12 protein-coding genes and 1 pseudogene are annotated in these 12,400 nt (G+C 65.1%); 7 read left to right on the forward strand and 6 right to left on the reverse strand.

Annotated features, from left to right (window positions below; genetic code table 11):
* From D2K64_RS21830 to D2K64_RS21840, 3 genes are all read left to right on the forward strand, one after another.
* The coding region (locus D2K64_RS21830) for an alpha/beta fold hydrolase (protein ID WP_202910788.1) at nt 1-741 on the forward strand (741 nt) is incomplete at its 5' end.
* A 522-nt stretch (nt 742-1,263) separates the two neighbouring features.
* Entirely contained in the window at nt 1,264-2,637 is a 1,374-nt protein-coding gene (locus tag D2K64_RS21835; protein ID WP_120010482.1) for a deoxyribodipyrimidine photo-lyase, read from the forward strand.
* Nucleotides 2,638-2,994: 357 nt separating this feature from the next.
* Nucleotides 2,995-3,333 carry an SWIB/MDM2 domain-containing protein gene (locus D2K64_RS21840; RefSeq protein WP_120010483.1) on the forward strand — a complete coding sequence of 113 codons (339 nt, stop codon included), beginning with the start codon at nt 2,995-2,997 and terminating at the stop codon, nt 3,331-3,333.
* A 114-nt stretch (nt 3,334-3,447) separates the two neighbouring features.
* Here the strand turns inward: D2K64_RS21840 and D2K64_RS24725 are convergent, their stop codons facing one another.
* The 5 genes from D2K64_RS24725 to D2K64_RS21860 form a co-directional block, all read right to left on the reverse strand.
* A complete protein-coding gene (locus tag D2K64_RS24725) occupies nt 3,448-3,717 on the reverse strand; it encodes a CsbD family protein (protein ID WP_157986026.1) in 270 nt (89 codons plus the stop codon).
* 385 nt (nt 3,718-4,102) lie between these two features.
* Nucleotides 4,103-4,915: a glycosyltransferase family A protein gene (locus D2K64_RS21845; RefSeq protein WP_120010484.1), complete on the reverse strand. Its 813-nt coding sequence runs from the start codon at nt 4,913-4,915 to the stop codon at nt 4,103-4,105.
* Nucleotides 4,912-5,847 carry a glycosyltransferase family 2 protein gene (locus D2K64_RS21850; RefSeq protein ID WP_120010485.1) on the reverse strand — a complete coding sequence of 312 codons (936 nt, stop codon included), beginning with the start codon at nt 5,845-5,847 and terminating at the stop codon, nt 4,912-4,914. Before D2K64_RS21850 ends, D2K64_RS21845 begins: the two co-directional genes overlap by 4 nt.
* 62 nt (nt 5,848-5,909) lie before the next feature.
* Nucleotides 5,910-6,071: a glycosyltransferase gene (locus D2K64_RS21855; protein WP_120010486.1), complete on the reverse strand. Its 162-nt coding sequence runs from the start codon at nt 6,069-6,071 to the stop codon at nt 5,910-5,912.
* Between the two features lie 60 nt (nt 6,072-6,131).
* Nucleotides 6,132-7,157, reverse strand: a complete 1,026-nt coding sequence (locus D2K64_RS21860; RefSeq protein ID WP_120010487.1) for a YihY/virulence factor BrkB family protein — start codon at nt 7,155-7,157, stop codon at nt 6,132-6,134.
* 442 nt (nt 7,158-7,599) lie between these two features.
* Here D2K64_RS21860 and D2K64_RS21865 point away from each other — a divergent pair, with 442 nt between their 5' ends.
* The 4 genes and pseudogenes from D2K64_RS21865 to D2K64_RS21875 form a co-directional block, all read left to right on the forward strand.
* Nucleotides 7,600-9,225: an MFS transporter gene (locus tag D2K64_RS21865; protein ID WP_120010489.1), complete on the forward strand. Its 1,626-nt coding sequence runs from the start codon at nt 7,600-7,602 to the stop codon at nt 9,223-9,225.
* Nucleotides 9,226-9,251: 26 nt separating this feature from the next.
* Nucleotides 9,252-9,827: a hypothetical protein gene (locus tag D2K64_RS21870; protein WP_120010490.1), complete on the forward strand. Its 576-nt coding sequence runs from the start codon at nt 9,252-9,254 to the stop codon at nt 9,825-9,827.
* Between the two features lie 114 nt (nt 9,828-9,941).
* The gene (locus D2K64_RS25745) at nt 9,942-10,073 is read left to right on the forward strand and encodes a hypothetical protein (protein ID WP_370765157.1); all 132 of its coding nucleotides are present in this window, start codon (nt 9,942-9,944) and stop codon (nt 10,071-10,073) included.
* 92 nt (nt 10,074-10,165) lie between these two features.
* Nucleotides 10,166-10,394 (forward strand): annotated as a pseudogene (locus D2K64_RS21875) (transposase); the annotation flags it as partial.
* Nucleotides 10,395-11,242: 848 nt separating this feature from the next.
* Here D2K64_RS21875 and D2K64_RS21880 read toward each other — a convergent pair.
* Nucleotides 11,243-11,884, reverse strand: coding sequence for a phasin family protein (locus D2K64_RS21880; RefSeq protein WP_157986027.1), 642 nt, complete (start codon nt 11,882-11,884; stop codon nt 11,243-11,245).
* Between the last annotated feature and the right edge of the window lie 516 nt (nt 11,885-12,400).

Genomic DNA, 12,400 nt, shown 5'->3' on the forward strand with positions numbered 1-12,400 from the left:
GCCTTCGACCGCCCGGGCTACGGCTACAGCCAGCGTCCGCGCGACCGACTGTGGACGGCCGAAGCCCAGGCTGCGGTCCTCGCGGAGGCCTTCGCGCGCCTGGGGATCGTGCGGCCGGTTGTGGTCGGCCATTCCTGGGGCACGCTGGTGGCCATGGCCCTGGCGCTCAACCATCCGGAGGCCGTACGAGGTCTCGTGCTCCTGTCGGGCTATTACTTCCCGACCGCACGGGCCGACGTGCCGCTGTTCTCGCCACCTGCGGTCCCGGTGATCGGCGATGCCATCCGCTACACGGTCGGCCCGCTAGTCGGGCAACTCATCGCCCCGAAGATGATCCGGACCATGTTCGCGCCGGCGCCGGTCCCCCCGGCCTTCACCGAGGCCGTGCCAATCCCGATGATGCTGCGGCCCTGGCAGGTCAAGGCGAGCGCCGAGGATGCCGCCACGATGATACCGGGGCGGGTTTCCAGGAACGATACGCCGAACTCGCCCACCTGCCGGTCGCGATCCTGGCCGGCGCCGATGACAGGATCGTCGACGTCGGGCGGCAATCCGCGCGCCTGCATCGGGCGCTGCCGAGAAGTGAGCTGCACGTGCTTCCGGGTCTCGGCCACATGGTTCACCACGGTGCGCCAGAGCGGGTGGTGGCCGCTATCGAGGCTGTCGCAGCACCGGGCCAGCAGCAGGACGCGGCTTTGCCGGGCTTGTGACATCGTCTGCGCCGACAGGAAATCCGAATGAAGCCAGATGGCCGACCGATCTGACACCGAACTGGGTTCCAGGCGTTAGCTCCAGGCCATGCTCTACACCTGCCTCTTCCTGACGCGCTGGAACGCCGAACTTTTCGCTATGGCGACGAGGTCTGTGAACGACGCCTGGATGCTGCTGGCGCCAGGCGCATCGTGGCCCCGAGGAGCACCTGCACCCGTGAACCCGGACCTCACAACCCTGGGTCTGGATCGGATGCCTTCCTCAGGAACCGATCTGCGGGCTTATCGCCACGCCGTCAAGACGGTCCATCCGGATGTCGGGGGCAGCGCGGATGCGTTTCGGGCGGTGTCAGAGGCCTTTGGGCGCTTGGCGCAACGAGACATCTAATTGCAAACTCTCCTTCAGGAGAACGGTGCACCCTTCAGCAAAACAGCATCAAGCAGGACGGGGTGCCGCCGGGTAATCCCTAGGCAGATAATGCGCGAGTGAGGCGGGTAGGCTTGATAGAGGGTTGACCTAGCCGCTCCGCGATCTGGCACCACATCGCTGAACATGATCCAGCAGACCCGCATCAGGACCATCAACCAAGCTCCGGAAGGACAGGCGCCGAGCTACGTCCTCTACTGGATGGGACTGTCGCAGCGCGCACGCTGCAATCCTGCGCTGGAATACGCAGTGGAGGAAGCCAACTCGCGCCACCTGCCCGTGCTGGTCTGCTATGGCATCGCCGAGGGCTTCCCCGAAGTGAATGCCCGCCACTGGAGCTTTCTGCTGGAAGGCATGGCGGAGATCGGGCCGGCGCTGGAGAAGCGCGGTATCGGCTTCGTGGCCCGCCGTGCACCGCCGGTGGAGACGGCGCTGCGCTATGCTGCCAAGGCCGCGCTGGTGGTTTGCGATCGTAGCGAGTTGCGTCCGGCCCGGCAGTTCCAGGCCGATTTTGCCGCCCGCGCGCCTTGTCGTGTGATGCAGGTAGAAGGCGACGTAGTGGTACCCGTGCAAACGGCCTCGCCCAAGCACGAGATTGCGGCGCGGACCTTCCGCCCCAAGATCAACCGGCTGCTGCCGGATTACCTCGTGCCGTTGGAGGAACGGGAAGTCCGCCACTCTGCGCACCATTTACCGAACGACAGCACACTAGACCTCAGCGACGTGCCGCGCCTAGTGGCCAGCCTGAAGGCGGACCAGAGCGTGCGGCCCGTGCGCCGCTTTCGGGGCGGCACCATGGAGGCGGAGGCACAATTGCGGACCTATCTGGACAATTCTCTTGCTGGCTATGCCGCCGGCCGTGGGCGGCCGGAGGCCGGCGCGGCCTCGCATATGAGCCCGTACCTCCATTTCGGCCAGATCTCCCCAGTCGCCCTGGCGCTGGCCGTGCAGCAGGCTCCGGGTGGGGATGCGGAGGACCGCGCAGCCTATCTGGAGGAACTGGTTGTGCGGCGGGAGCTCGCCATGAACCACCTTCATTACGAGCCGCGCTACGATGACTACACCGCTGCGCCGGCCTGGGCGCGCAAGACGCTGGACGCGCACCGCTCCGACCCGCGCCCCTTCCTCTACACACCCGAGCAGTTCGAGCAGGGCCTGACCCAGGACCGCTACTGGAATGCAGCGATGACTGAAATGCGCGAAACCGGGTACATGCACAACCACATGCGCATGTACTGGGGCAAGAAGATTGTAGAATGGTCGGCCTCGCCGGAAGAGGCCTGGAACACGGCGCTGCGCCTGAACAACCGCTACTTCATCGACGGGCGCGATGCGAACTCCTTCACCAACGTCGGCTGGCTGTTCGGGCTGCACGATCGCCCTTGGGGACCGCGGCCGGTTTATGGCAACGTCCGGTCGATGGGGCAGGCCAGCCTGAAGAAGTTTGACGCCGACGGCTACGTGCGGGAGGTGGAACGGCTCGCCCAGGCCGAGCAGTAGTGGACACGTATTGGCAGCATCCGATGCTTAATGTCGGAGACAAACCTAGTGAGGCCGCTAAGAAGGAATAGCGTGCCCAGCATTCGACAGAGCTGCTGCTGGCTTAGTAGACATTCAAAATCATGTTTGATCGTGATTTATAGCCTGAGGCGGTTAAGCTGGCCCGGGGAGCGCGAGGTATCGGCTTGCCAGACTGGCTGAGGCTTTGACCTTCTTGGAAGCGTGCTGCGGCGCTGCTGGTTCGCGGCAACGACTTGCCAATGCCACCGGGATCAGCCAAGCCGCTTGCTGTCGGCGGTGGTCCGATAGGACGGCCTCGTCCTGCGATCTTTGATGATCTTGCAATGGAGTGTGGAGATGACCGCCAAAACGACCGACAAGAAGCCTACCAAAGCAGCCAAGATTTCCACTTCCGAGAAGGCTCAGGACAAGTCTACGAAAACTCCCGCCAAGAAGCCCAATGCGCTTCAGCAGCCTCTCCAGCCGTCACCCGAGCTGGCGGCGGTTGTGGGCGAAGGAAAGCTTGCCCGTGGCGAAGTGGTCAGCAAGGTTTGGGAATACATCAAGGCAGGCAAGCTGCAGAACCCGGATGACCGCCGCGAAATTCTGGCCGACGACAAGCTGCGGGCGGTGTTTGGTAAGGAGAAGGTGACAATGTTCGAGATGAACAAGCACCTTGCGCGGCACCTTAAATGAGCCTCGGCTGGGAGCTGCTTTCGTAGAGCGGCAGCACCCGGCCTCGACTTTGGTCAGGGACAGTCAGTGCAGGAGGCAAGTACCCGGCCAGCGCTGCACAGATGCATCATGGATTTACCGTTGACGGCCGGCGAGCAGGCCCAGCACCCAGCCTAGGGCGCCAGCGGCCAGGAGGCTCGTGAAGGGCCGCTGGTGAATATTGGCTACAGCCGATGTCGTGAGGCGGCTCATTTCTTTCCAAGCATCCTCAGCATAGGCAGCACCCTGCTTCGGTGATGCAGGTGTGCGCTCTATGCTATCCGAAGCTTCGTCTGAGATCTTCTGGGCAGTCTGGTCGAACTCGGCAAAGCCAGTTGCTTCTGGGTCAGTCTGAGTGGTGTCCATGGGGTCCTCCGTGTCTTCAATAGGAACGCATGACCAAGCTCACGGTTGAGGCAGCGCACGGAGGAAGCCTACTTGAAGCATATGAGATGCCGAAGCTTTCGGGTTGGGCGAGTGATGCTCGGCGCGGAGCAGGGAAGCTTTCGTACACGGGAAGTGTAAGGCGTCTGTCCATCGAGACAGGCGGAAGGAATCTTGTTCAAAGCGATACCAAGATGCTGGTTTGTTGGTGCCGGCTGTTGCCAGGGTCTGGCCGGGAGCGGCCTGACCGCTCTTTGGCGCAGCACATGAGAAACCGGATCTTGGCTCTGTGAGTAAGCTTGCTGGCTGCCGATCCACCTGCCGCGAACCGATGCCTGCCTCCCGGTGTTCCGTCCCCGCACCCTCCTCAGGCGGAGGAAAGCTCGTCGATGTTCTGCCCGAACGCCTGCGCGAGTCCCGGCTCAAGCAACGTGCCACGGCTCCGCACCGCTCGCGTCACATGGCGCCGCCACTCGGCGAAAGGTCCATGACATTCCGAATGGTTCTCGCTGGTTCCGACCATGTAGAGTCCTTCCGCCGCGGGATGCGCCAGCGAGAAGCCGTTCTGTGTCGCCCGGCCTTCCCAGTCGTGATGCGAGCCTAATACCGCGTGCGGGTCCAGCAGATGGGGCTCGGATGCAGCGGCGACGACGCGGCCAATCGTGCATGACCCGCACAGGGCGTGGAAGGGACCGTCAAAGGCACCGGCGATGGGAAAGCGGGCGAGACGCAGAGTGGCATAATCCAGCGCGAAGCCGTTCGTGACCACCGCGCCGATGTGCCGGGGGTGCATGACAGCGCGCACCTTCTCCACCAGGTCGGAGGCCACCCAATCATCGGCATCGAGAAACATCAGCAGGCCTCCCGCCCGGGCCCGCACCGCCTGCTTGATGAGCCACTTCTTGCGGCCGCCATCGTCATTGGCCGATGTTGGCGGCTCCGGCGCCCAGTCGGCGCGGATCAGGTGGAAGCCCGGCTCCCGCGAGACCCGGTGCCAAGCGGCGGGAACATCGTGCCAAGCGGCGGGAACATCATGGGCGGCGAGGATCACGCTGAAATCGCGATCGGTCTGGGCCAGCAGCGACCGCAAGGTGAGCGAGAAGAGCCGCTCGATCACTGCCCAGTCAGTGGCACCGGCCCGGGACACCAGCGGGATGCCGAAGAAAAACGGCTCCTTCATCGCGCGTCCTCCGCCAACGTCTCGACATGGCTGCGATACAGATGGAGGCAGCGCTCGTGGCAGTTGCGGATCAGGGGATCGGAGAGCAGTTCGGCGATCGCCTGCTCAGTGGCCGCGGCGTGGCGCCCGATGCTGAGGTCGATTTCCTCGTTTCGGTTGAAGGCCTCCCAGTTGGAGTCCCGGTCCCAGCGTTCCGGACCGAGGCCGCCGCCGCGCCGGTGCTTGACCAGGTAATCCTGCCAGGAGCGCGTGTTGTAGTGGTTCACCTGCGCCAGCTGCCAGGTGACGGCTCCGGGCTCCGTCTGCAGAAACTCCTCGGCGCGGGCATAGCGTTCGGGAAGCGGCAGGCCGGCACCATCCACGACCCGAAGGCGCGGCAGGGCTTCCGGCCGCGCAAAGCCCGGGCCGTGCGGCAGCAACGGGCAGTGATAACTCTCCGGATGCCGGAACAGCGTCTTGAAGGAACGGTTGACCCCGTGGTCTCGCGCTGCCGCATGGCGATAGCGGCGCAGCACCGGATCGGCCGACCAGCTTTCGTGGCCCGCACTGCCGAAGATCCGCCAATTGATCATCATGGCGGTCGCCTGCGGCACGGCGTCGAGCAACTCGGCCACGGTACCCTGCCCGACATGGATGTTCAGGAACTCATCGCCATCCAGCACCATCAACACATCAGGCCAGGCCCTGGACAGCACGGCCTCCGCCTGCCGGTAGGCGAAAAGCTGTGCCTTGTCGTCCGGTCCAGGGCCGCACGGGATGTGCCGCAGCAGCCCGCGCCCCTGCAGCGCGTCCAGCAGCGCCGGCGAGCCGTCCACACAATCATTGCTGCACACGACGATGTCGGTGAATCCGATCAGCCGATGATAGGCGACCCATTCCAGTAGATAGGGCCCTTCGTCGCGCATGGTCGCCACAAGCGTCACGTTCGCCACCAGCTTTCCTTTCTCCAGATCCGCTCGTGTAACGCCGGAAAGGCGCTGTCAGAGTTATCGGATCAGACTGGCGCAAACTCGAGGCCGTGCCCGGTGATCATCGCCTCGAACTGGGTGGGCGCGGCAATCTGCACGTGGTTGCCGCGGTGGGTCAGCTCCAGTGCAAGCGTCAAGTAGGGCTGAATGTCCCCTCGCGTGCCAAGTGTCTGGACCGCAACGCGCATTTTGATGGCCCGACGTCTGCCTGGCCGTATCTCTAAGCCTGCCGTGGACCCGTCACAATATCACTCGAGGTTGCTCCTGGCCGCAGTTCCGGCCACCCAGGCGTGTGGTGACGCAGAAGCAGTGCTGGGCGCGACCTGTTGCTCCAATTCGGCGTTCAGCACGGCTCCGACCAGCACGGCCGCGCTCGAGACCCAGGCCCAGAGCATCAGGCCGAGCACGCCGCCAGTCGAACCGTAAAGCCAGTCGTAGCTGCCGACACGCTGTATGTACCAGGACACCAACGCGGAGCCGAGCAGCCAAATGGAGGATGCCACCGCACCACCCCAACTGACCCAGCGCCAGCGCGGGCAAGCGTGGCAAGGGCCGTGGCGGTAGGTCAACGCAAGGGCAACGGACGCCAAAGCGAGCAGGGCCGGCCAGCGCAGAAGCTGGAGCAGCCCGTTCACGTCCCCACCGGATCCGGCTCTGGCACCGAGCGCGACTGGCACACCCAGCACGCCTCCAAGTGCCAGCATGACGAAGACCGTGGTCCCGAGCGCGAACACGACACCGGTGCCGCAGAGACGAACGATGCCGCGCCTCTCCTCCTCACGGTAGGCGACGTTCAGCGCTCCAAAGAGCTGGGTCGCCGCCACTGTGGCACTCCAGAGCGCGGTGGCAGCCAGCGCGGCGGCAAGGCCGATCCGTCCTCCACCTGCTGTCCCGATGCGCCCCAATGCGTCTCGAGCCACATCGGCCGCCCCGGCGGGCAGCATGCCTGCCAGGACCTGGAAGTATCCCGCGACTGCCTCCGGGTCCACGAAGAGGCCGCATAGCGTGACCAGGGCCGCGAGCGCCGGGAAGATTGCGAGGAGTGCGTAGAACGCCACTGCGGCCGCCTCGCCCAGCAGGCGATCCTGGAACACGCGCCAGAAGCAGCGGCGCAGCACCTGCCGCCAGCCACGGGCGGGGATCAGCAGAGGGCTGGGTGCGGCATACCTGCTGTCCGGCTGGCCCAAGGCGGGGCTTTGGCAGGGTGCGGCGCTGCCCTCATGGTCTGTTGGCATATCGACCAGAACGCCGCCGCGGCAGGAACGGTGCGCCATTGCGCTCTGTAAGGTCGCCTCTCGCTCATCTCGACCATCTTACGCCAGCAGGGCCCCGCCCATCTTTGAGGCGGCGTCGCGGCACCGGGATGGTCAGAATAAGCGCACAGCCGCAGATTCCTGTATCCCGGATGCCAGCGCTGCTGAGCGCGGATCGCGAGTGAGGCACCTACCCAAACCACATTAGATGGCAGACTTATCGGATCCAGGATCGCCATCGTCCCGCAGGTCCTTCCTAGCTCAACGACCACAACAATGCGGAGCAGCTGCAGATGCGCTCACCTCGTGAGTCCATCGCCGGCCAGGTACCCACCCCGGCCGACCTCCTGGTCCACGTTGGGAGGCCTCTACCGCCTGTGAACCTATCCAATCGTGGCGCGTATACATGCGTGTGGGCAAATGAGCAGGCCCCAGCCAGCAGACCTCCCACACAGGCGCCACCATGCCCTCATCTCCCGCTGCCGCTTTCGCCCCACTCCGTCATCCCGCGTTCCGGGCTCTCTGGATCGCCAGCCTCGCCAGCAACACCGGGCTGTGGATCCAGAACACCGGCGCCGGCTGGCTGATGACCTCGCTTGCCCCCTCGCCTGTGATGGTCAGCCTCGTTCAGGCGGCCGCCATGTTGCCTGTTTTCCTGTTTGCCCTGCCCGGAGGCGCACTGGCCGACATCCTGGACCGCCGCGCCACCCTCATCGCGGCGCAGATCTGGATCGCTGCGGCCGGCCTGCTCCTCGCCATCCTGGCAGCCCTGGGCCTGCTGGGCGCTTGGGGTCTGCTGGCCCTGACCTTTGCGATCGGCACCGGGACCGCCGTGGTCTTCCCCGCCTGGGCAGCGGCGACGCCCGAGCTGGTTCCGCAGGACGACCTCGTGCAGGCGGTCGCCCTGAATGGCGTCGGGTTCAACCTGGCCCGCGCACTGGGTCCGGCGCTCGGCGGCTTCGTGATGGCGGCGGCCGGGCCGGCCGCGGCCTTCGCGCTGAATGCCGTGGGCTTCCTGACCCTGCTCTGGGCACTGGTCGCTTGGCGACGGCCCGTGGCGCGCCGCTCCGATCTTCCGCCGGAGCGGCTTCCGTCGGCAGTGCGTGCAGGGCTGCGCTTCGCCATCGCCGTGCCGGCCATGCGCGCGGCCATTCTACGTGCTTGTGCCTTCTTCTTCTTTGCTTCCTCCGTGTGGGCCCTGATGCCGCTGGTGATCCGGGAGGTGCTTGGCCTCGGACCTGCGGCTTTCGGGGCGATGCTGGGCGTGGCCGGCTTCGGCGCCGTTGCCGCAGGAACGGTTCTGCCCATGATCAGGGAGCACCTGTCGCAGGGCCGGCTGGTGTTCTTCGCCTCCCTGCTGGCCTATGCCGCCATGGCATTGCTCGGCTTCTCCCGCCATTGGGCGCCTGCGGCCCTCGCCGTGCTGATCTTCGGCGCGGCCTGGCTCGCCGCAGGGAGCACTCTGGGTGCGGCCGCGCAGATGACGGCCCCGGCCTGGGTTCGCGCCCGCGCCCTGGGCGTTTATCACCTCGCCTTCTTCGGTGCCCTGGCCGTGGGATCACTCCTGTGGGGATGGGTGGGGGCTACAGTTGGGGTGCCGACTGCCCTCGCAATCTGTGCCGGAAGCGGCGCCATCGCCGCGGTCGCCGTACGGCCCTGGCGCCTGGTGAACTTCGCGCAGGACATGGCCCGGCGGGTCAAGAAGCGACGGGGGAAGGCGGCCACGGCCCTGCCTCGGGCGGGGGATCCGGCATCGCCCCTGAAGGAGTCGCTGCACGAGCAGTCAGGTCGGGTTTTGGAGGTGGTCCGCTACCAGGTCGATCCTGCCGACCAGGGCGCGTTCCTGGAGGCCATGAGGCATGTTCGCGAGGTCCGCATGCGCGCGGGAGCGGCAGGATGGAGGCTCTACCGGGATCTGGCCCAGCCCGACTGCTTCACCGAGCTCTGGGCGGTGGATTCATGGACCGATTACCTGCGGCACACGGTTCGGCTGGATGAGATGGACAGGGCGGCGCTTGCCCTTGTCGTGGAGATGCACCGTGGCGGGCAAGGCCCGGAGGCTTCCCGACACCTGAACGTTGAACCATAAGCCGGAGTTCGACTTGGCAGAGTGAGATGTCGCCGCCCACCCTCCTCAGCGTGCCTGCCCTACGCGAGCGCGGCTGGACGCCCAGCCTGCTTCTGCGCTTGCTCGGCGAGCCGGACGATCTGAGAGGAAACCCGTACTACAAAAATTCGGCGCCGATGCGGCTCTATGCGGCGGATCGCGTCGAGGCCGCCGAGCAAACGCCGGCCTTTCTCGCGGCTCGCAAGCAGGCAGCCCGCCGGGCTGATTATGCTAAAAAAGGGGTTGAGACCAAGCGTGCCGCCCTGATGCGGCAGGCTGCCGAGATGACGGTGGACGTCGAGGCGCTACCCTTGCCTGTGGTCAGGCGTCGCGCCCTCACGGCACTGGGTAGCCGGACCGAAGAAGGGCCGTCGGGCTCAGGGTTCCTGGACCGGATCACCGTCGACTACATTCACCACGCGCTCACGACCTATGACCGGCAGCTAGAGGAGGTCGCGAGACGCGTCGGGGCACAAGAGGCCGTGCGGACGATCCGCCGCATGGTCTACGCCGCCATAGCCGCAGCTTATCCGCGCCTTGCGGCAGAGTGCGACCGCCAGCGGGTTCGGCGGGGAGGCGGCTAAGCGGTCGCGCTTCCTGGGCTGCGTCACGCACGCCAGACAAATGGATACTTCGAGAAACCTCGTTGTTGACGCGCCAATCTAATTCTCTGGCTCTGGTCAACGGAGGCGGCAGGAATGACGGGGCAACCCGGCCTCTTGGATGTCGATGAGCGGTATGCGGCGCTATCTGCTGCGGGTGATCCGCTGGAGCGGCTTTCATCCGTGGTCGACTTCGAGATCTTGGTCATATCCCTTGTGGTGGTGTAGGAGCTGACCGCTTCTGAGGAGGCGGCCACCGCAATGGTTCTCGGTAGGGTGTGGGTTGTCGAGACCTGCAACCCGAACCTCGGACCACCATGATGACCGATGACAAGATTGCCCTTCGCGAGCTGCTGGAGAAGGGCTCGGACGCCAGCTTCCTGCGGGAGATGATCGGCTTTGCCGCGGAGCGGCTGATGGAGCTGGAGGTCGGCGAGGTGACGGGAGCCGCTCATGGCGAGCGCTCTCCGGACCGGCTGGTGCAGCGCAACGGCTACCGCGAGCGGGACTGGCAGACCTGGGCCGGGACGGTGGAGCTGCGGATCCGCCGCTGGACGGTCACCGATGCGGCCCAGCACGATAGCCGCAGCTTTGCTGCTTTGCTCGACCCCGAGAACACGGCCAGCCGCGTCTGGGCGGACACTGCCCACCGCATCAAGCGCAATCTGGAGGTGCTGGAGCGCTGCGGTCTGAGCGAACGCATCCAATTCCGCTGGCCACCTCGGCGCGAACTCTCTGAGCAGCAGGCGAAAGCCAATGCCTCACGCGCCCGGATCCGCTCGGGCATCGAGCATACACTCTGCCGCGCAGAAGCACCGCATGGCGCTGTTCGTGCGCACCATCGGCCTGGCCCGGGCGCAGGTGAAGATCGGCATCGCCAGTCTGGCCTACACCTTCACCCGCTTGGCGTGGCTCAGCACCCGATCTGCTCCCGCATAGCCCGGCAGCCCCACAAAGATCGGCGCCAGCGGCACCAAGCCCATCATCCAGCTCCATCAGCAGGGTCGCGTCACGACCGGACGCGACCATCCCGCTCCCAATGGCCATGCAGCGGCGGGCATTTCGAGGTCTCCAGCTGCGGCCAGAGCCTGGCGAGGTCTTCGGCGGGCAGGGCGGCCAGCAGACGGTTGCGGGGCAGAATTTGACCATGAGCAGCCGGGATCATGAGAGGCTCCTGCGACGGAGTGTCGGCGGGAGCGCACAGCGTCTCTCAGCTGCCTGCGCCGGGACATTCTCGGCAGGCAATATCCTGACACGTAGAGGGTGAAGCCACGCACGTATGTCCGATCCCGTACAAGGGAGCGTTCATAGATGCCCCAGGCGCTCACGTCCGCTTTGGCCATAGCGAAAGGTGTCACGCTGCAGCAGGCAAGGATGCAGCGCGCGCTGTCCTAGCTTTACCGCTGGCGGCCCGCGAGCAGGCCCAGTACCCAGCCGAATGCACCAGCGGCCAGAAGGCTAGCAAAGGGACGCTGGTGAATAGCGGCCACAGCCGATGTGGTAAGGCGGCTCACTTCCTGCGGCGCATTCTCAGCGTAGGCAGAACCATGCTTCGGCGACCGAAGCACGCGCCTCATGCTGTCTGAGACCTCGTCCGAGATCTTCTGGGAAGTCTGGTCAAACTCGGCATAGCCGGGTGCTTCTGTATCCGTCTGAGTGGTGCCCATGGAATCCTCCCCGTCCTCAACAGAACGCATGACCAAGCTTCCGGTGGGGCAGCGCATGGAGGAAGTCGAACCTGACCGAATCAAGCCGGGAATGATGGCTGAAAAGGAAGCACGGGTAAGGTTCGCCTGAACGGCCAGGACATCCTGCAGGGTCCTCGCACCGGCAAAGGCCTTGGTGCTCTCCATCGCCTGCTGCATCAGGCCCTGAACCGCCGCGACATAGAGGCGGCCGAGATCCTGCATGCCGGCGACAGAGGCTTGCGCAGACTGCGTCAGGGCTTCCAGATTGCTGCGGCCTAACTCTGTGGCAGCCTGTGTGGTCTTGGACATGGCGTCGGCGGTCGGCTGCCAATGCGTGATGTGAGCGGTCATGGGTGCAGTGCTTCCCGGTGATCTGCTCGGGACCGGAGTGATGCCGAGATGCCGCACCGCAGCAATTCTGCTGTCTAGGGGTTCTGGAACAACGGCGCAATGAAATTGCGCGCTGCAGCAATTCATTGGAAGCGGCGGCTGCTCGTCAAGGCGCCTCGTTTCAGATCAGCAGCAAACCCTGATCCTGCCATCAGCTTAGCTGTAAGCCTATCGCGGCTGGTTTGATGGAGAGTTTTGCTGATAAGATTGTCAACGGACATTGTTCTTACATGCCCGCGTACGCCGCCTTTCCTGCGCCGGGAGTTTCTCCTTCTTCTCCTGCGTTACAGACTGGATAGTGATGAATCCGTTCGACCCACGCTCTGCCCCTTCCCATGAAGACGAAGTGCGTCGTCTTGAGGCGGTTCGCAGGTACGACATCCTCGACACTCCCCCGGATGGTGCTTTTGACCGCATCACAGCATTGGCCGCCAAGCTCTTCTCGGTGCCGATCGCCATCATCAGCCTCGTCGATCA

Origin of the sequence: Teichococcus vastitatis, assembly GCF_003604215.1 — a bacterium.
Taxonomy (GTDB): domain Bacteria; phylum Pseudomonadota; class Alphaproteobacteria; order Acetobacterales; family Acetobacteraceae; genus Pseudoroseomonas; species Pseudoroseomonas vastitatis.